This window comes from Streptomyces sp. SID12501, from assembly GCF_010550245.1.
Lineage (GTDB): Bacteria > Actinomycetota > Actinomycetes > Streptomycetales > Streptomycetaceae > Streptomyces.
On sequence record NZ_JAAGLU010000017.1, the window covers coordinates 101,920 to 120,564 of the forward strand.

General features: G+C 70.1%; 15 protein-coding genes. 4 read left to right on the forward strand and 11 right to left on the reverse strand.

Annotated elements, in window-relative coordinates; all coding sequences use genetic code 11:
- Positions 1–74: 74 nt before the first annotated feature.
- The 6 genes from G3I71_RS21590 to G3I71_RS21615 all read right to left on the reverse strand — a co-directional run bounded on the left by G3I71_RS21590 (position 75) and on the right by G3I71_RS21615 (position 7,477).
- Entirely contained in the window at positions 75–1,637 is a 1,563-nt protein-coding gene (locus G3I71_RS21590; protein ID WP_164316559.1) for an acyl-CoA carboxylase subunit beta, read from the reverse strand.
- 156 nt (positions 1,638–1,793) lie between these two features.
- The gene (locus G3I71_RS21595) at positions 1,794–2,675 is read right to left on the reverse strand and encodes a metal ABC transporter permease (RefSeq protein ID WP_164316480.1); all 882 of its coding nucleotides are present in this window, start codon (positions 2,673–2,675) and stop codon (positions 1,794–1,796) included.
- Positions 2,672–3,526: a metal ABC transporter ATP-binding protein gene (locus G3I71_RS21600; RefSeq protein ID WP_164316560.1), complete on the reverse strand. Its 855-nt coding sequence runs from the start codon at positions 3,524–3,526 to the stop codon at positions 2,672–2,674. The genes G3I71_RS21595 and G3I71_RS21600 overlap by 4 nt, the downstream gene beginning before the upstream one ends.
- A gap of 74 nt (positions 3,527–3,600) precedes the next feature.
- On the reverse strand, positions 3,601–4,536 hold the full coding sequence (locus tag G3I71_RS21605) for a metal ABC transporter solute-binding protein, Zn/Mn family (protein ID WP_164316481.1): 936 nt from the start codon (positions 4,534–4,536) through the stop codon (positions 3,601–3,603).
- A 151-nt stretch (positions 4,537–4,687) separates the two neighbouring features.
- Positions 4,688–5,662: an Lrp/AsnC family transcriptional regulator gene (locus tag G3I71_RS21610; RefSeq protein ID WP_164316482.1), complete on the reverse strand. Its 975-nt coding sequence runs from the start codon at positions 5,660–5,662 to the stop codon at positions 4,688–4,690.
- Between the two features lie 237 nt (positions 5,663–5,899).
- Positions 5,900–7,477 carry an MFS transporter gene (locus G3I71_RS21615; RefSeq protein WP_164316561.1) on the reverse strand — a complete coding sequence of 526 codons (1,578 nt, stop codon included), beginning with the start codon at positions 7,475–7,477 and terminating at the stop codon, positions 5,900–5,902.
- A gap of 372 nt (positions 7,478–7,849) precedes the next feature.
- Here G3I71_RS21615 and G3I71_RS21620 point away from each other — a divergent pair, with 372 nt between their 5' ends.
- Positions 7,850–9,589 carry a pyruvate dehydrogenase gene (locus tag G3I71_RS21620; RefSeq protein ID WP_164316483.1) on the forward strand — a complete coding sequence of 580 codons (1,740 nt, stop codon included), beginning with the start codon at positions 7,850–7,852 and terminating at the stop codon, positions 9,587–9,589.
- 71 nt (positions 9,590–9,660) lie between these two features.
- Here the strand turns inward: G3I71_RS21620 and G3I71_RS21625 are convergent, their stop codons facing one another.
- Positions 9,661–10,551 carry a helix-turn-helix transcriptional regulator gene (locus G3I71_RS21625; RefSeq protein ID WP_164316484.1) on the reverse strand — a complete coding sequence of 297 codons (891 nt, stop codon included), beginning with the start codon at positions 10,549–10,551 and terminating at the stop codon, positions 9,661–9,663.
- Between the two features lie 131 nt (positions 10,552–10,682).
- Between G3I71_RS21625 and G3I71_RS21630 the strand changes: the two genes are divergently transcribed.
- Positions 10,683–11,639, forward strand: coding sequence for an NAD(P)-dependent alcohol dehydrogenase (locus G3I71_RS21630; RefSeq protein ID WP_164316485.1), 957 nt, complete (start codon positions 10,683–10,685; stop codon positions 11,637–11,639).
- Positions 11,640–11,709: 70 nt separating this feature from the next.
- Here G3I71_RS21630 and G3I71_RS21635 read toward each other — a convergent pair whose 3' ends face one another.
- The 3 genes from G3I71_RS21635 to G3I71_RS21645 form a co-directional block, all read right to left on the reverse strand.
- Positions 11,710–12,363, reverse strand: coding sequence for a response regulator transcription factor (locus G3I71_RS21635; RefSeq protein WP_164316486.1), 654 nt, complete (start codon positions 12,361–12,363; stop codon positions 11,710–11,712).
- 4 nt (positions 12,364–12,367) lie between these two features.
- Entirely contained in the window at positions 12,368–13,852 is a 1,485-nt protein-coding gene (locus G3I71_RS21640; RefSeq protein ID WP_343243027.1) for a histidine kinase, read from the reverse strand.
- A 94-nt stretch (positions 13,853–13,946) separates the two neighbouring features.
- Entirely contained in the window at positions 13,947–15,194 is a 1,248-nt protein-coding gene (locus tag G3I71_RS21645; RefSeq protein WP_164316488.1) for a hypothetical protein, read from the reverse strand.
- Between the two features lie 236 nt (positions 15,195–15,430).
- On the opposite strand from G3I71_RS21645, the gene G3I71_RS51260 reads away from it, so the two are divergent.
- Positions 15,431–15,580 (forward strand): hypothetical protein, encoded by a 150-nt coding sequence (locus tag G3I71_RS51260; RefSeq protein WP_239149272.1) that lies wholly within the window; start codon positions 15,431–15,433, stop codon positions 15,578–15,580.
- A 307-nt stretch (positions 15,581–15,887) separates the two neighbouring features.
- Here G3I71_RS51260 and G3I71_RS21655 read toward each other — a convergent pair whose 3' ends face one another.
- Positions 15,888–16,868, reverse strand: coding sequence for a helix-turn-helix domain-containing protein (locus tag G3I71_RS21655; RefSeq protein ID WP_164316489.1), 981 nt, complete (start codon positions 16,866–16,868; stop codon positions 15,888–15,890).
- Between the two features lie 243 nt (positions 16,869–17,111).
- Between G3I71_RS21655 and G3I71_RS21660 the strand changes: the two genes are divergently transcribed.
- Positions 17,112–17,459 carry a hypothetical protein gene (locus G3I71_RS21660; protein WP_164316490.1) on the forward strand — a complete coding sequence of 116 codons (348 nt, stop codon included), beginning with the start codon at positions 17,112–17,114 and terminating at the stop codon, positions 17,457–17,459.
- Positions 17,460–18,645 lie beyond the last annotated feature (1,186 nt).

Consider the following 18,645-nt stretch of genomic DNA (forward strand, 5'->3'; position numbering starts at 1 on the left):
GGGAACGGCGGGAACGGCGGGACGCAGTCGGCTCGGACGGCTCGGAAGCCTCGGGCGGTGCAGGAACTCGGGGCTCAGAGGGGGATGTTGCCGTGCCTGCGCGTCGGCATCGGGGCCCGCTTGCCGCGCAGTGCGCGCAGGGCGCGGCAGATGTGGTCGCGGGTGTCGCGCGGGGCGATGACGGCGTCGACGTACCCTCGTTCGGCGGCCAGGTAGGGCGTCCCGTACGTGCTCTCGTACGCGGCGATCAGGCTGGCCCGCAGCGCCTCCGGGTCGTCGGCGGCGGCCAGTTCACGCCGGTGCAGGACGCCCACCGCACCCTCCGCGCCCATGACGGCGATACGCGCGGTCGGCCAGGCGAGGTTGATGTCGGCGCCCAGATGCTTGGAGCCCATCACCGCGTACCCGCCGCCGTACGCCTTGCGCACCACCACCGTGACCTTCGGGACGGTCGCCTCGGCGTACGCGTACAGCAGTTTGGCGCCGCGCCGGATGATCCCGGCCTGCTCCTGACGGACGCCGGACAGATAGCCGGGGACGTCGGTGAAGGTGAGGAGCGGGATGCCGAACGCGTCGCAGAACCGCACGAAGCGCGCGGCCTTCTCGGAGGCGTCGATGTCGAGCACACCGGCACTGTGCAGCGGCTGGTTGGCGACGACACCGACGGAGGTGCCCTCGACGAGGGCCAGCGCGCAGATGATGTTCGGCGCGAACAGCTCCTGGATCTCCAGCAGTTCGCCGCCGTCGACGACCGCGCGCAGGATGTCCCGCATGTCGTAGGCCTGCCCGAGCCGGTCCGGCACGAGTCCGTCGAGACACACGTCGTCGGGTGGCGCCGCCGGTGCGTACTGCGGGGGCCGCTCCAGGTTGTTCGCGGGCAGGTACGACAGCAGGTCGCGTACGGTGTCGAGGGCCTCCACCTCGTCGGCGGCGAGGAAGTGGGCGTTGCCGTTGACGGAGTTGCTGGTGCGGGCGCCGCCCAGCTCCTCGGCGCTGGTCCGCTCCCCGGTGACCGCCTCGATGACGTCGGGCCCGGTGACGAACATGTGCGAGGCACCGTCCACCATCACGGTGAAGTCGGTGATGGCAGGCGAGTACGCGGCCCCGCCGGCACACGGCCCGAGCACGACCGAGAGCTGCGGGATCACCCCGGACGCCTGCACGTTGCGGCGCACCAGCTCGGCGTAGAGGGCGAGCGAACTGACGCCCTCCTGGATCCGGGCGCCGCCACCGTCGTTGAGCCCGATCACCGGACAGCCGGTCTTCATGGCCAGGTCCATCAGGGCGATCGTCTTCTCCCCGAAGGCCTCGCCCATGCTGCCGCCGAAGACGGTGGAATCCTGGGCGAACACACAGACGGGACGACCGTCGACCGTGCCGTGTCCGGTGACCACCCCGTCCCCGTACGGGCGCCGGGCGCCGTCCCCGGTGGGCCGCGCCCGGACGAACATCCCGGTCTCGGTGAACGAGCCCTCGTCCAGCAGCAGGTCGATCCGCTCCCGGGCGCCGAACTCCCCGCGTCTTCTCGGCCCGCTCTCCGTCAGCGCCCGCGACCGACGGCTCTCCAGAACGGTGATGCGGTCGGCGGTGCGGTCGGGCAGGCGTGTGGGCCAGGATGTTGTCGCCTCTATCGTCACAGCCACCTCCGAAGTGGTTCTCGAATATGGCAGCGCCAGAGGAGGAGACCGGAGCAATCACCGTTCTGTGTGCGCGAGGTGAGTCCCGCGGGGCCCGGGTTCGTCCGTGAGTGACAAGGGGTGGTGCGGGACGGGCCGGTGTGAGAAGGGGCTGAGTCAGGCGGCCTGCGGGGCTGTCCTCCTGACTCCCCACCGCCGGGTGCGGTAGGTGCCGGCCAGGCGGCACAGCGCGTAGATCGTGAACGAGATCGTCGTGACGTACGGGCTGATGGGGATGCTGCTGCCGAGGGCGAGCAGGATGCCGCCCTCGATGGAGACCATGGCGAAGACCACGCTGAGCAGCGGTAGCAGCACCGGGGACGCGGTGACGCGGGCGGCAGCCGCGGCGGGTGTGACGACGAGGGTCAGGACCAGCAGCGCCCCGACGACCTGGACCGACAGGGCGACGGTGAGGCCGAGCACGATCATGAAGGCGAAGGACAGTCCGCGCACCGGCACGCCACGGGCCGCGGCGACGTCCGGGTCGGCGCTGGCGAAGGTCAACGGCCGCCAGATGACGGTCAGGGCGACCAGGACCAGGGCGGAGGTGCCCAGGAGCCAGGTCATCTGCGGGGTGTCGACGGCGACGATCTGCCCGGTGAGCAGACCGAACTTGTTGGCCGCCCTACCCTTGTAGAGGGCGAGGAAGAGCACGCCGAGCCCGAGCCCGAACGGCATGAGGATGCCGATCGCCGAGTTGCGGTCACGGGCCCGCGCGCCCAGCAGGCCGATCGCGCCGGCCGCGAGGAGCGACCCGACGATCGAGCCCGCCACGATGTTCGCCCCCAGCAGCAGCGCTGCCGACGCGCCCGCGAAGGACAGCTCGCTGATGCCGTGCACTGCGAAGGGCAGGTCGCGCATGGTGACGAAGACTCCGGCCAGACCGCCGACGAGGCCGAGCGCCGCACCTGCGATGAGGGAGTTGCGGACCAGCGCCAGGAGTTCGCCGTAGTTCTCGAAGCTGAAGATCTGGTGCCAGACCCCCTCGGCGAGCGTCATCGGCGTACTTCCTCGGTCTGAAGGACAGCCCGATGGGCGGTCTCATGGGGTGGGAGATGGGATGTGTCGTGGGCGTGATGCGGGGGTGCGGCCGGTCCGTCGGGGGCGCCGACGACCACGACCCGCCCCTGGACGCGCAGGACGTCGACCCGGGTGCCGTACAGACGCGACAGGGACTCCGAGGTCAGCACCTCCTCCGGTGTCCCGATCCGGTGACCGCCCGGTGCCAGGTACAGCACGCGGTCGACCAGGCCGAGCACCGGGTTGATCTCGTGGGTCACGAAGACCACGGACGTGCCGTGGGACCGGCGGCGGGCGTCGACGAGTTCGGTGACGGCCCGCTGGTGGTTCAGGTCGAGGGAGAGCAGAGGCTCGTCGCAGAGCAGGATGCGCGGGTCGGTCGCCAGGGCCTGCCCTATGCGGACGCGCTGTCGTTCGCCGCCGGACAGCATGCCGAGGGGGACGTCCGCGTACGCCGAGGCTCCGACGGAGGCGAGGATCTCGTCGACCCGGCGGCGGACGGCGCCCGTGCGCAGCCGGGGTCCGAAGCGGTGCCCGTCGATGCCGAAGCGCACGAGATCGCGGGCGCGCAGCATCGCCTGCGCGGACAGTTCCGCCTGCTGAGGGACGTACCCGAGATACCGGCCGGCCTCGCGCGGAGGGCCGCCGAGGACGGTCAGCGTGCCGGCGGACAGCGGCTGCCGGCCCAGCAGGGCCCGTACGAAACTGGTCTTGCCCGAACCGTTCGGCCCGAGCACGGCCAGGAACTCCCCGGGGCGTACGTCCAGGTCGAGGCCCTGCCACACCACCCGTGCGCCGTACGACAGTTCGGCGCCGCGCAGGCTGACCACCGCACCCGGGTCGCTGCCCCCGGCCCGCCCCTCACCCTGGCGGGCGCGGGGTACGGCGGACGGGGCGGACTGCCTCACTTGGCGAGCGCGCTCGCGAGCGCGTCGACGTTGGAGGTCATCCAGCCGAGGTAGTCCTTGCCGGCGGGCAGGGTCTCCGTCACCGGTACGACGGGGATACCGGCTGCCTCTGCCGCGGCCTTGGACTTCTCGGTCTGCGGGCCGGAGGTCTGCTCGTTGTAGACCAGCGCCCCGACCTGCTTGTCGCTGAACACCGCGAGCGTGGCCTGAAGGATCCTGGGGGAGACGTCGTCGCCCTCCTCGATGGCCTCGCTGAACTGCGCGGGCGTCTTGTTCACCAGACCGCTCGCGGTGGTCAGGTAGAGCGGCACGGGTTCGGTGATGGCGATGCCCTCGCCGGCGTGCTCCTTCTTGATCTGGGCCTCCTTCGCCTCCAGCACCGTGAGCTTCGCCTTGAAGGCCTCGGCGTTCCTGGCGAAGAGGGCGGCGTTCGCGGAATCGGCCTTGCCGAGCGCGGCGGCGATACGGTCGGCGATCTTCGCGACGGTCGGGAAGTCGTACCAGACGTGCTCGTTGAGCTCGCCGCCCTTCGGTGCGGTCTTCCCGGACACCTCGACCGCGTTGATGACCTCGGCGGAGGAGCCGCCGCTCTTCAGCATCCGGTCGACGAAGTCGTCGTAGCCGCCGCCGTTCTCGACGACGACCTTCGCCTTCGACAGCGCCAGCTGGTTCCGGGTGTTGGCCTCGTAGGAGTGCGGGTCCTGGTCGGGGTCGCTGATGACCGACGTGACGTCGACCTTCGCGCCGCCTATCTGCTCGACGATGTCGCCGTAGACGTTGGTGGAGGCGACCACGGCGATCTTTGACGAGGCGACCGGCTCCTGCGCACCGCTCCCGTCACCGCCGGAGTCCGACGAACTGCCGCACCCCGTCAGGAGGGTCAGCGAGACGCCGGTGATCAGGGCGAGGCGCCGGGACGGGGACGGGGACATGGATCCTCCACGGGAGCGGGTCGGCAGGGGTGCGCTCGCCACAGTAGATGGAAATGAATGTCAAAAACATGGCCGATCCCCATCTAAATGGAAACCATTGCCAATACTTGACGTACTGCTCCGCTGCCACGGCGATCTGCTGCTCCGCTGGTCAGCGCGTCGGTTCGTAGGCGAGTTGTTTGATCTGGCGCAAAGTGAGGACGGTCTCGACGGCCTGGACACCGTCGAGAACCCCGATCCTCTCGCTCAGGTACGTGTACAGATCACCCGTGCTGGGGCTGCCGACGGAGGCGACGAGGCCGGCCCGGCCGGTGACGGCCGCGGCGAAGTAGACCTCGGGGTGCTCGGCGAGAGCGCGTCCCACGTCGCTCAGCGCGGAGGGCGCGACGGTGAGCCAGAGCATCGCCCCGACGCCGTTGCCGACGGATTCGGCGGTGTGCTGCACGTCGAAGTAGAGGACGCCCGAAGAGCTCAGGTGATCCATGCGTCGCTTGACCACGGACTCCGACTGGCCGGTGGCGGACTGGAGTTCACTGAACGTGGCCCGTCCGTCACGCCGGAGCACCGCCAGCAGGGCCTCGTCGCCCTCGTCGAGTGCGACGGTGCCGGCAGCCGGTTCCACCTGGGGCCGACGCAACGCGTTCACCTGCTCCGGATCGAGTGCCTCGACCTTGTTGAGCCAGCCGAGCGGACCGCCGTAGAAGGTGTGCAGAACGCAGTGGGCGCTGACCGACATGACGCGGGGAGTGCGCTGAAGACGGTCGAAGAGGAGCTCGTCGCGGTCCTGCCGGCTCCGGGGTCTCATCGCGCACAGGACCTCGGTGCCACCGGAGACGAGGTTGATGTACGACGTGTCGGGACGGCGCGCCAGCGCCTTCGCCAACTGCTCGGCCACGTCGGGGGTACAGCGCAGCCGGACGATCCAGCCGGAGCGGCCGAGCCTGCCCTCGTCGACCATGCCGAGCACCCGCAGACCGGCAGTGGTCCGCAGCCGCCGGAAGCGCCGCGCGACGGTCTGGTCGGACACCCCGAGAACCTCGCCGATACGGTTGAACGGGGCCCGTCCGTCGAGTTGCAGGGCTTGCAGCAGCCGCAGGTCGAGCGGGTCGAGGGGGTGGGAGTCCACGGCGGCCCTCCTTGGTCGGGACGGAATGAGATCCGGCGGAAGTGTTCGGAAGGTATCCGGTGGGTGCCGCTGGTGCTCGTCGGGGGCGGGGCGGTTCCGTCGTGTCGCGCGGACGGGCCCGGGACCGATGCGTCCGGTCCCGGGCCCGTCGCGGCGCCGTACCCCGTCCCCACGGGTGACGCCGGTACCGGTCGGGCGTTCCGCTCGGTACGCCCGTGCCGACCGGTACGGCTGGTGTCACTCCCTGGCGCTGGTGGCTGTCAGGGAGGAGACTCCTGGCTGCTGCGGGACGTCCGCGGTGACGGGGTCTGCGGCGCGGGGCTCGGTCACGGCCTCGGTCGGTGTGTGCTGCGGGCGGCGTAGCAGGAGGGCTCCGACGGCGGCGGCGAGCAGGGTCAGCACGGCGGAGACGATCAGGCAGAGGTGCAGGCCGTCCAGGAACGCCTGGGACAGGGCGCCCAGCACGCGGGGCGTGTCCGCGCCGAGGTCGAGTCCGGCGACCGCGCCGATGCCGTCGTGGTCGGCGACCGCCGTGACGTGGCGGACGGTCTGACCGGTCAGACCGGCGTCGGTGAGGTGGCCCGACAGGGAGTCGACGGCCTTCGTGGACAGCAGGGTGCCGAGGACGGCCGGGCCGAGGGCCGCGCCGACCTGGCGGAAGGCGTTGTTGCCCGCGGCGGCCATGCCGGCCTGGTGGAAGGGGACCGAGCTGACCGCGGTGGCAGTCATCGGAGTGATGACGAAGGCCATCCCGAGGCCGAGCAGGGCCAGCCGCCAGGCCAGCGATCCGAACGAGGTGTCCACGCCGATGTTCGTCAGGGACAGCAGGGCAGCCGAACTGACCAGCAGACCGCCGGGGATGAGCACCCGGGGCGAGACACGATGGATGAGCCGGCCGACGGGAGCGCCGAGCACCAGGGTGACCAGGGTCACCATCAACAGGCGCCAGGCCGCGTCGAGGGTCGACAGCTGCTGGACCATGCCGAAGTAGAGGCTGAGCGCGAAGAAGAAGCCGATCAGACCCAGGAAGCTGATCATGGCGATCAGGGTGGTGGCGGTGAAGCCCGGACTGCGGAACAGGCTCAGGTCCAGCATGGGGCTGGAACTACGGCGTTCCGCCAGGACGAACGCGACGGCGCCGACCGCGGCGACGGACAGGGAGACCAGCACCTTGACGTCGGTGAAGGACGTGGCCCCGCCTTCGATGATCCCGTACACGAGAGCGGTGATCGTCAGCGCGGCGGTGATCTGGCCGGGCCAGTCGAGACGGCGCGAGCCGGGTGCCCTGGAGTCGGTCAGGACCTTCGCGCCGACGACCACGGCGATCAGCGAGACCGGGACGGACAGGAGATAGATCCAGCGCCAGGCGAAGTGGTTCAGGACGGTGCCGGCGATGACGGGACCCAGCGCCAGGGCGGCACTGAGGGCGGTGGCCCACAGGCCGATGTACTTGCCGCGTTCGCGCGGGTCGGGCACGGCGTGGCTGATGAGGGCGAGTGTGGTGGGCAGCAGCGCGGCCGAGCCCAGCCCGGCCAGGGCCTGGCCCGCCCAGACGGTCTGGATGTTCTGTGCGCACAGGGCGACGAGCGAGCCCAGGCCGCTGAGGGCGAGTCCGGCCAGGTAGACCTTCTTGCGGCCGTGGACGTCACCGAAGACGCCCGCGCTGAGGATCAGGGCGGCCATGGGCAGCACGAACGCGTCGGAGACCCAGGACAGCTGGGACGTCGAGGCGTCCAGGGCCCGCTGGACGGCGGGCAGACTCACGGAGACGGTGGTCACCGGCAGGTAGGCGACGAACACCCCCAGGCAGGCCATGACGAGCGTGGCCGCCCGCCGTTCCTGCGGCGCGTTCGTCGTGGTCGTGGGATTCACGGAAACTCTCCCTCTGCGGCGCGCTGGGCACCGGGGTCGGATGACTTCGACGTCACTTTCCGCCCGGCCCCGGACTCGATCCAGCCACACCCGCCAGAACCCGGAAAACCGACACCGGGACCCTCTGAACGGGGAATTTCCGACTGCCTCGTGGCGATCATGTCCCAGGGCAGCGGTGTGCAACGGTGGGTACCGGGTATCAGGGCGGACCTGACCCGCACCGCCCGCGCCGGTGACTGTGACTGTGTGGTGACCGGGCTTCCCGGCGCGGGCCGGAACCAGTACTGCCGAGCAACCCGTTCAAGGAGGCCCGCGATGCGTAACCCGACCGTGGCACAGCAGTTGATCGATGTCCTGCGACAAGCAGGGGTGGAACGCATCTACGGCGTCGTCGGCGACAGCCTCAATCCGGTCGTGGATGCCATCCGGCGTACCGAAGGCATCGAGTGGATCCATGTGCGCAACGAGGAGGCGGCGGCGTTGGCCGCTGCGGCCGAGGCGCAGCTGACCGGGCGGCTCGCGGTGTGCGCGGGCAGCTGCGGTCCGGGCAACACCCACCTGATCCAGGGGCTGTACGACGCGAACCGCTCCGGCGCCCCGGTGCTCGCGATCGCCTCGCACATCCCGTCGAAGCAGATCGGCACCGGATTCTTCCAGGAGACACATCCGGAGCGGCTGTTCACCGAGTGCAGTCAGTACTGCGAAATGGTGAGCCAGCCGTCACAGATGCCGCGGATGGTACGGATCGCCGTACAGCGCGCGCTGTCCGACAAGGGGGTGTCGGTGCTCGTCATGCCCGGCGACCTGTCCCACGCGCCCGCCGCCAACCCCACCGGAACGAGCAGCTTCGTCACCGCCCACGGCAGGGTCGTACCGCCCGCCGAGCAGGTGCGTGACCTCGCGGCGAAGCTCAACTCGGCCCAGAAGGTGATGCTCTTCTGCGGTGCCGGCGTACGGGATGCCCACGCCGAGGTGATGGAACTCGCGGGCCGGGTGCACGCGCCGGTCGGGCACACCCTGCGCGGCAAGGAGTGGATCCAGTACGACAATCCGTACGACGTCGGCATGAGCGGGCTGCTCGGCTACGGCGCCTGCTACGACGCGATGCACGAGGCCGACCTCGTGGTACTGCTGGGCACCGACTTCCCGTACGACGACTTCCTGCCGCAGGCCCGCACCGTGCAGATCGACCACGACGCGGCGCGGATCGGGCGCCGGACCGAGCTGGAGCTGGGCGTGCACGGCGACGTGGGGGAGACGCTGCGCGCGGCGCTGCCGCTGGTGGAGACGAAGCGTGACCGCTCGTACCTGGACCGGACCCTGCACCACCATGCCAAGTCCCTGGAGAACGTGGTCTCCGCCTACACCCGTGACGTCGAGCACCAGGTGCCGATCCACCCCGAGTATCCGGCGTCGGTCCTCGACGAACTCGCCGACGACGACGCGGTGTTCACCGTCGACACCGGCATGTGCAACGTGTGGGCGGCCCGCTACCTCACTCCCAACGGCCGCCGCCGCGTGATCGGTTCGTTCCTGCACGGCACCATGGCGAATGCTCTCCCGCACGCCATCGGCGCCCAGTTCGCCTACCCCGGCCGTCAGGTGATCTCGATGTCGGGTGACGGCGGACTCGGCATGCTCATGGGCGAACTGCTCACCGTCAAACTGCACAACCTGCCGGTGAAGACGATCGTCTTCAACAACTCCTCCCTCGGCATGGTCAAGCTGGAGATGATGGTCGACGGCATGCCCGACTACGAGACCGACCACGAGCCGGTGGACTACGCCGCCATCGCCGCAGGGGTCGGAATCCACTCGATCCGCATCGAGAAGCCCGGCCGGATCCGCGAAGGCCTGCGGGAGGCGCTGGCGTACGACGGGCCGTGTCTGGTGGATCTGGTCACCGACCCCAACGCACTGTCGATCCCGCCGCACATCTCCGGCGAACAGGTGAAGGGATTCGCCTTCTCGGCAGGCAGGACGGTGCTCAACGGGGGCGTGGGCAAGATGCTCGACCTGGCCAGGGCCAACCTGCGCAACGTTCCGAGGCCCTGAACAGCACTCGGCGAGCCCGTGCCGGGGAGCCGGGGTGCCACGCTGATCATCGGTCCGGATTCGGTGCGCCGTCAGGCGGAAGTCGAGGACGGGTCAGTGGTGTTGACCAGGCCGGCGAGCAGCTGGAGGCGCTCGTCGTCGGGTCCGCCCTCCTCGGCGGTGTAGACGATCACCACGGGGCCGGGAGCGCCGGGCATCGGGTAGGCGTCCCAGTCCAGGTTCAGTTCCCCGACCAGCGGGTGATTGACGCGCATCCGGCCGCGTGTGGTCTCCGCCACGTCGTGGCGAGCCCATATCGTGGCGAACTCGGCGCTGTGCACCGCGAGTTCACCCACCAGCTGCACGGCGCGCGGGTGCCCCGGATCGGCGGCGACCTGCGCGCGCAGCATCGCGGTCAACTCGCCGACGGTGGCTGCCCGTTCCGGGCATGCCTGGTCGGCCTCCGGGTGCAGCAGCAGGGCAAGCAGGTTCCGCTCGGTCCGAGGCCGCTGGGCGAACTCGCCCAACAGGGCACCGGCCAGCGGGTTCCAGGCCAGTACGTCCAGGAAGCGGCCGATGACCACGGCGGGCGAGGTCATGGTGCGCAACAGCCGCAGCGTGGTGGGCGGTACCTCCTCCGGCACGTACTGGCGCGGTCGGTGGGCGGGGGTGCGTGCGGCGGCGGCGAGGCTGTGCAGGTGCCGGGACTCCTCCGCGGAGAAGTTGAGGGCGCGCGCGAGGGCGTCCAGGACCTGCTCGGAGGGCCGTACGTCGCGTCCCTGCTCCATGCGCTGGTAGTAGTCCGCGCTCACCCCGGCCAACAGGGCCAGTTCCTCACGCCGCAGCCCGGCGACGCGCCGTCTCGGGCCGGGTTCCAGACCGACGTCCTGCGGCCGCAGCCGGGTACGGCGGGTCCGTAGGAACTCGGCGAGTTCACGTCGGGGGTCAGGGTGGTCGGTGAGTGCGAGGAGGTCGTCGGTCACGGCAGCAGTATGCCCGGGGCGCGGCCTGTGAGGGTGGGTCTGCCAGTCCCAGGAAAAGGCGAACGACCGTGAAACCGCCGGCGGGGCCCATGATCGGACCAACGACAGCCGTCCACGAGAGGAACAGCGACATGAAGGCCGCTCAGATCACGAGTTACGGTGCCCCGGACGTCCTGCGGGTCAACGACGTGGACCGCCCGGCTCCGGGTGCGGGTGAGGTTCTGGTGGCGGTCGAAGCGTCCAGTGTGAACGGGCACGATGTGATCGTCCGCGCCGGGGAGTTGAAGTTCATGTCGGGTCGCAGCTTCCCGATCGGCGTGGGGCTGGACTTCGCGGGCACGGTCGCCGCGACCGGCGACGGTGTGGAGGGGGTCCGGGCCGGCGAACGTGTGTGGGGCACGGTGCACCCGCGGCAGCGGCACACCGTCGGTGGGGCGGCCGAGTACGTCGTGGTCCCCGCGGACCGCGTCGCGCCCGTTCCGGCCGGCCTCTCATCGACTGACGCGGCCTCACTCGTGGTCGCGGGCACGACCGCGCTGACAGCGCTGCGCGACAGCGTGCACCTGGTGAGCGGGGAACGGGTCCTGATACGGGGCGCGGCGGGCGGAGTCGGCACGGCCGCCGTGCAGCTGGCGCATGCGCTCGGCTGCCATGTGACCGCGCTGGCCCGGGACCGCCACGCCACGGTCCTCACCGGTCTGGGCGCCGACGAGGTCCTCGACTACGGCTCCACCACCTCGGACCGGATCGGGCCGTTCGACGTCATCGTCGACACCGTGGGCACGGAACTGCACTGCTACCGAGGACGGCTGGCGAAGGGAGGCCGGATGGTCACCGTCGGTCTGTCGGCCCCGGCCCTGGCCGCGATCGCGGCATCCACCGTCTACGGCGCCCGCCGCATCCGTACCTTCAGCGCGAATCCCGATGCCGCCATGCTGCGCGATCTGGCCGGCCACGTCACTTCGGGTGCACTGCGCGCGGTGGTCGACGAGATCCACCCGCTCGCGGACATCCCCGCCGCGCACCAGGCGTTCGAGCGCGGCGGCAGCGTGGGCAAGCACGTGATCGCGGTGTCCGCCGGGCTGTGAGGATCCGGTTCGACGACGGTCGGGCAATGCGCGGTGCGGACACCCGCCGAACGACTCTCGCCGGGCCGGCTCAACGATCGGTGAGCAGGCCGGCGTCGTGTGCGAGAACGGCGGCCTGTACGCGGTTGGCGCAGCCGGTGCGGGTGAGGATCCGGCTGATGTGCGCCTTGACCGTGCCGGCGCTCAGATACAGCTGATCGGCGATCTCCGCGTTGGACAGGCCCGTGCCGAGCAGCCGCAGGACATCCCGTTCGGCCGGGGTCAGTTCATCGGTCCTGCGCAGAGCGGCCTCGGTGTCCCGGCCGGACCGTACATGCCGTTCCAGCAACTGCCGGGTGATCCTGGGTGCCAGCACCGGTTCACCTTTCGCGGCGAGCTGGACGGCGCGGATCAGTTCGACGGGGCCGGTGTCCTTGAGGAGGAATCCGCTCGCCCCGGCCCGCAGGGCGCGCGTCACGCTCGCTTCCTCGCCGAACGCCGTCAGCATCACGACACAGGTGCGGGGCGAGAGCCGGGCGATGTCCTCGGCGGCCGCGATTCCGTCCCGGGTAGGCATCTGGATGTCGAGGAGAGCGACGTCGATGTCCTGGGTGCGGCATGCAGCGGCGGCTTCCAGACCGTCGCCCGCCTCGGCGACCACCTCGATGTCCTCGGCGTTCTCCAGGATCATCCGGATTCCCGCACGCATCAGTGCCTCGTCGTCGGCGATCAGGACTCGGATCATCAGCTCATCTTAGGACCGCCGTCGTCAGGAGTACGACGAGGAAGCCCACGGTCGGCAGGACCACGAGCAGCGCCACACAGCCCGATCCCAGGACCCGCGGCCAGGTCAGGATCTCGTCCGACAACGGGGCACGGGACCCTTCCGGCCCGATGCCGCCGGAGGGAAGACGGGCCGTGTCCGGCGGAGTTCCCGTCAAGACCCTCTCGGGCGCGGCGAATTCACGGGTGTTGATCCGCTGGGCGGGCAGTCGAGCCGCCATGCGGAAACCGCCGTTCATCAAGGCGCCCGCTTCGAACGTGCCGCCGAGCAACGAGATCCGTTCATGGCAGCCGGCGAGTCCGCTGTGGCTTCCCCCCTGGGAGTTGCCCGCCGTGCGCGGTGCCTCGTTGGTGACGGACACCTCGATCCCCCTGTCCGTTCCTTTGACCTCCACCTTGGTGGGGGCGCCGGACGCGTGCTTCAGCACGTTCGTCAGCCCTTCGCGGACCACGCGGTGGATCGCCTGACGGGTGGCGAGGCCCACTTCGGCCGTGTCGGGAACGGACCAGTCCAGCTCGACGGTGCTGCCTGTCTGCCGAGACTCCGTCACCAGACCGGTGATGTCGCCCCGCGTTCCCCTCTCGTCCCCGGTCCTGTCCGTCGGTTCCATGACGTCCACGTGCCGCAGGACACCGAGGATCTCGCGCAGTTCCCCCATGGCCGTACCGGCGGTCGTGCGCAGCAGCTCGGCCTGTGCGACGAGGGCGGGTGCCTGTCGCGCGGTGGCGAGCTCAAGTGCCCCGGCGTGCACGGAGATCAGGCTCAGCCGGTGGCCCAGGAGATCGTGCATCTCTCCGGCGATCCGGGTCCGTTCCTCCGCTCGGGCGGCCTCGGCGGTCAGCGTGCGGGTCTGTTCCAGATAGGCGTTGCGTTCCCGCAGCAGGCTGACCAGGGGCCGCCGCCGCCCCAGCAGGGTCCCGGCCAGGGCGGGGAGCAGCAGAAGCAGCACCACTGAGACCGAGTTGCCGGCCAGTTCCAACAGCAGGGCATCGGAGTGGACCAGAGCAGAGGCGACGGTCAGGACACCGACGGCGGCGCAGGCCACCCCGGCGGCCTGCCACACACGCCGTGTCGGTGCGATACGACGGGTGGCGGACAGCACGATCAACGGCACCACCGCCAGCGTCCATACGTTTGCGCCCACGAGCAGCAGTGAGGCGCACAGCACGGCGGCGACCGGCCGACCGCGCCGAGCGGGGACGATGAGCGCCGCCCACACCCCCTCCAGTACCGCCGACACCGGCCGTTCCGGGGGCGCGAGCAGCAGCGGCAACAGGCAGAAGGCTGCCACCAGGGCACAGACCAGCGCCTCTGCGACGACCGTACGGCACCCGGCGGCACATACCCCGGCCCAGCTCTCGGCCGTCTCGCCGCGCACCCACCGAGCCACACCGGCAAGTGTGCGCCCCAGCCGTACGGACGGGCGCGGCGGCGCTGCGTCATCGGTCACCTGACTCATGATCACCCCTGTCCCACCCCCGTAGATCTCCCGGGAGGAAAGGTAACCGTGGCGGTGACGGTCGCCGCACGGCGGGCCTCGGGTGTCATACGGCCGGCCGGAGGCTCAACTCTGCCCGCAGCGCGGCCACATCCACCTGACCGGCAGCCAGCAGCCGTACGACCGTGGCACCGTCCCCGGCGTCCGCATCCGTCGCCGACGCGTCGAGCAGCGCGGACAACAGGTGGACCGTGCCGACCGTGGGCGAACCGTGCTCGGCGGCGGACAGCCGTGCGACCGCCATGATCCGCTTGGCGGCGGCCGACAGCCGCACGCTGTTGCCGTCGCTGACGCCATCGCCGTCGGGAACAGCGGGGGACGGGATCGCCGAGGCCGAGGAGACCAGGGAATCCTGCCGTATGCCGTGCCGACGCATCAGGGCCGCAGCAGCGTTGGCTGTCCTCAGACTCCCGGGAAGCGCGCGCCCGGCTACGGACAGCGCCCGGTCCAGGGCCAGTACTCCCAGCAGAAGATCCACCGGCTCCGCCGCCGCGCGCCCGCAACGTACCGCTTGCCGGACGGCCTCGACGGACACCGCGAACAGCACCGGTGAGCCGTTCACGGAGGTTCCGGAGGTCCACGAAGTCAGCGCCCGTGTCAGGCGGTTGCCGTCCCTGCCCAGCGTTCCGGCCCGGCGGAGAAGGGTGACGCCGCGGGATTCCGGCCCCTCGGTCTCCGCCAGGGCGCTCGCGTCGATTCCGTCGAGCGCGGCTGCCGCGGCGGCCGGATCCAGCCTCTGCAGCAGCAGGGCTTCCTGCGCCCTGCCGCCCGGCAGGTCGAGCAGGGCACGGGCCACATGGCGGCAGCGCACCGAGATCGTCCCCTCGGCGCGGGCCGACCTGAGCGCGAGCAGCAGGCACGCGCGCATCGCCCCGGTCATCCCGGGCAGCTCCCGACCGCTCTCCGAAGCCGATCCACGCGAACCGAGGCCGAAGCGCCACCGTGCCTCGCACCACGCGGCGTCGGCCTCCGCCCCATCGGCTTCCGCACCGGCCGCGACCGGCACACCGCGCGCCTCGTCGTCACTCACCCAACCACCGCCCGCCCGGCCGGAGATCACGCCGCTGAGCGCACCGGCCTTCCGCATCCCCGGGGCGATCGCCGCACCGGCGTCCGTGTCCCCCATGACCAGCGCGCCGAGCAGGGTGTCCGTCCCCACAGTCGGCAACTCGAACCTGACCGCACGACGCAGCGTCTCCACGAGCAGGTCCATGACGTCCGGCTCGAACTCTGTGGTCGCTCCGACCACGGCCGTGGCGTCGGCGTGTGCTGCGGTCGTCCCTTGCTGGTCCATCGAACATTCCCCTCGAAGTGCGGTGGCTCGGTAGGTACGACGCTAGGCGCCCTCTCGCGCGACCGCGTCGGCCGATCGGCCAGACTCCCGGGCCGATCGGCGAACCGCCGGCTTCTCGAGCTTCGCCGCATACGGAGGCGCTGCCCGGCTTCCGCCGCTTCCTCGCGAAGTTCGAACCGCTGCGGCAGATCACCGGCGGCACCCGTTCGATCCTGTATGACGACGCTCAGGGCGACGTGGGCCCGACCCGGGGCCGGGTGATGACGGCCGTCGGTCTCGCGGCGGCCGTGCTGTTCGGTTTCGGCGTGGCCGGTCGGGACGACCGAGAGGGGCCGCATCGCATCCCGGTCGGGGCCAAGCCCGAGAAGACCGCCGTCCCGGCGTAACGGAATGCAGCCGCAGCCGGGAAGCCGGAGGTGGCGGCCGACCTGCTGGCCCCGGTGGCTCGAGCGAGCCGTGCACTACGGGCACGCCGGTGTCGAGGAGAGCCACGCGCTCGTCGATCGCCCGGCCCGCGAAGGGCCGCCGCCACTCGCGTACGAACCTGGACCAACGTCTGGCCCGGAGTGGCGTGGGTCTCCGCCGCGAGCGGTACATCGACGAGGACGAACGTGCCCTTTCGCGGGACACGTCGGGTGCCATCCACCTGACTGGCCGAGGCTCGCCGCCCGGCCGGCCCTTGCCCGTGGGGCGTCAGAGCCAGCCCAGGCGTACGGCTTCGGCGCCGGCCTGGAAGCGGCTCTGGGCGTTGAGCCTCCTGAGCAGGTCCGCCATCAGCCGGCGGACCGTGCGGATGGAGATGCCCAGCTTGCGCGCGATGCCCTCGTCGGTGAAGCCGTCCTCCAGCATCTTCAGGATCGTCAGATCGCGGTCGCTGGGCCCGTCGCAGTGGAGGACGGGGACGTCGCCGAGCGGGGTGGCGCGGTCCCAGACAAGGTCGAACAGATCGCTGAGGGCCGCGACCACGCTGGAGAGGTGGATGACGAATGCGCCCTCCTGGCTGGCTTCCCGGTTCACCGGAATGACGGCGATGGAGCGGTCGCACAGGATCAGGCGCATGGGCAGCGAGGGGACCGTACGTGTCTGGCCTCCCCGCGCTGTGAACCATGTGGCGTATTCCACCGTGGGATGGTCGTTGCGCACGCTGTCCAGATGGATCGTCTGCATGCGCACACCACGTGCCAGGGTGTTCTCGTCCAGGGGGCGAGCAGCCTCCAGCGCCCCCGGGCTCAGAGCGCCGCCGGGCATGAATGCCCGGACCTCGGAGGTGGCGCTCCGGGCGAGTTCCTGAAGACGGATGCGAACGTTGTCGAGGCCCTCGATGCGTTCCAGGCCCTGCGCTCCCGTCTGGAGACGCAGCGCCGTGTAATCGGCGGCCAGTGCCGCCGCCATCGCCCGGTCACGGAAGAGCTTGGCCCGCTGCTCGTCGAGCTCGGCCTCCATGCGCTCGAAGACGGGCTTGAGTTCGATCTCGGGGTTGGTGGTGACGAAGCTATTGACGTCCGTGCTGGGGCGCAGCAGGGACAGCGAGGCGAGCCGGTCGAGTGCCGTGCGGACCTCTTCCTCCGGCAGGCCGAGATGCTGCTGTATGTCGTCTATTTTCCACCTCGGATGGAGCAGAAGTGTGCGGTAGACGTTCTGATCCCTTGTAGCCAGCCCGACGTTTTCCAGCATTACGGTATCCCCCCGTTTCCGCGGCGAGTAGATAGCCGCGGTTCTGCCGCATCATACTGACAGGCATGTTCTGATCAACATGAGTGATCGGGGTCTCACACTTGACACACGACATGGCACCGCTCTTGAGGTCGCAGAGGTCGTCCCCGCGGATGTAACGGTGCGGTGGCATCTCAATGTCATGTCCGCAAGCGGCCTGTCCTGTGGCCTGTCCACGGGCTCACAGATGCGTATGTTATTCGAATGTTCGCCATCAAGGTTGTTCTTCAGCCGGATCGGCAGGCCGCCTCTGGAACTGCTCAGCAGCTCTGTGATATGGCATCCGAACGGATCCGGTGTGATGCGCAGCCGGGAGTGGAACACGTCAGCCTCGTCGCCAGTCCGCCCTTATTGATGGCCATGACATTCGTGGTGGCCATCAGCCTGCTGGAGGCCGAGAAACTGGCCGCCGCCGCCTGGACGGAGTGGCTCGACCGGATCTGGTTCGGGGGCTGGCGGATAGCCTCCTGCACGGCGGATCTGGCGCTCGCCGTGTGGGCGGTGTCAGAGGCCCCGTTCCAGCCGGACGACGGTGGGTTCGAGGTCGGTTGAGCCGGCCAGGTGTGCCCTGGACCACCACTGCCGTCATGCGCTCAGCGCGCTCCCTCAGCGTGGGGCGGGAAGAACCCTTCCCTCGCAAACGCGTGAACCCGCGCGGCGAAATACTCCCTGTTCGTCTCTGGCAGGCTGATTCCGCGCTTCCGCAGCGTCCCAGGCGTTTTCCGCGTCGAACGAGGGGGAGGCAGCCCTCATTCCGAGCTTTCCCCCGGTGAGATGAGGAGAGCAGCGGGAAGGCCGCGTTCGTTTCGTCCTGGGACGGCGTGTCCCGCCAGGCGGTCAACGATGATTCCGTGATCCGGTACCCGATGCCGCGCAGCCAGTTCGCCGCCGTCGCCGGCTTGAGACTCCGGCCGCCGGCCAGATGGAAGGTGCCGGAAGTCGCTTCAGGCATGAGTGACAGTTCGACCACGGATTTGCTGACGAGGTCGACCGGGACGAGAGCGAAGCCGGTCTCCTGGCCACGCAATCCCGGAGCAAGGACGTCGGACGCGGCGTCGAGATCCGCGCAACTGACGCGTTCGTCCCCGCCGACCAGGGCGACATCGTCGGGAGTGAGCCGTGCATGATGCCTCACCGCCTCACCGCCGCCTGGATCAGGGCCACTTCCTCCATCGAACGGTTTGCGGAAGATTGTTTTTCCGGACGGCCACCTCGTCGGCGGACTCGCCGATCGTGCCACTGTCGAGCAGCGCCCGGGGAGCGATCTCCACACCGGTCTCTTTGTGAGTGCGGATCCAGCTCCGTATGGCTGTCAGCGACAGGCCGCCGAAGTCGTGGAAACGGTCCGCGGATGTGAGGGGACCGGTCCGGAGCGCCTCCTCAACCACCCCCATGACCAAGGGCTTTGACGGCCTGGTCGGGCAGGCCCGTTGCGATGAATATCGGCTCATTCCTGAGAGTTCGTGAAACTTGAGGGAAGGTGAACTGCGTGCCGGTACAGGCATGGTCGCGGGAAGAACGGGCCAGCCCGCCCCAGTGGCGAACACAACCGCCGGGCCCGCCCGCCAGGTCATGACACGGAGCGGCCGGCAGCGCGTTCGGTGCTCCCGGTTGGCCTGTGTAGGCCATGTCCGCCACCTGCCATCGGAGATCGCTGACACGGGGCCTGCTCTCGGTCAGGCTCTAGTGAGTCGACCGGATCTGCCTTCCCACGAAGGCGAGGGCCTCCGGAAGGACG

Excerpts from the sequence above, each read along its gene's own strand:
- G3I71_RS21615 (WP_164316561.1), bottom strand. The coding sequence starts at position 7,477 with ATGGCCTGCCTGGGGGTGTTCGTCGCCTACCTGCCGGTGACCACCGTC.
- G3I71_RS21620 (WP_164316483.1), top strand. The coding sequence starts at position 7,850 with ATGCGTAACCCGACCGTGGCACAGCAGTTGATCGATGTCCTGCGACAA.
- G3I71_RS21595 (WP_164316480.1), bottom strand. The coding sequence starts at position 2,675 with ATGACGCTCGCCGAGGGGGTCTGGCACCAGATCTTCAGCTTCGAGAAC.
- G3I71_RS21605 (WP_164316481.1), bottom strand. The coding sequence starts at position 4,536 with ATGTCCCCGTCCCCGTCCCGGCGCCTCGCCCTGATCACCGGCGTCTCG.
- G3I71_RS21630 (WP_164316485.1), top strand. The coding sequence starts at position 10,683 with ATGAAGGCCGCTCAGATCACGAGTTACGGTGCCCCGGACGTCCTGCGG.
- G3I71_RS21660 (WP_164316490.1), top strand. The coding sequence starts at position 17,112 with ATGTTCGCCATCAAGGTTGTTCTTCAGCCGGATCGGCAGGCCGCCTCT.
- G3I71_RS21635 (WP_164316486.1), bottom strand. The coding sequence starts at position 12,363 with ATGATCCGAGTCCTGATCGCCGACGACGAGGCACTGATGCGTGCGGGA.
- G3I71_RS21645 (WP_164316488.1), bottom strand. The coding sequence starts at position 15,194 with ATGGACCAGCAAGGGACGACCGCAGCACACGCCGACGCCACGGCCGTG.
- G3I71_RS21655 (WP_164316489.1), bottom strand. The coding sequence starts at position 16,868 with ATGCTGGAAAACGTCGGGCTGGCTACAAGGGATCAGAACGTCTACCGC.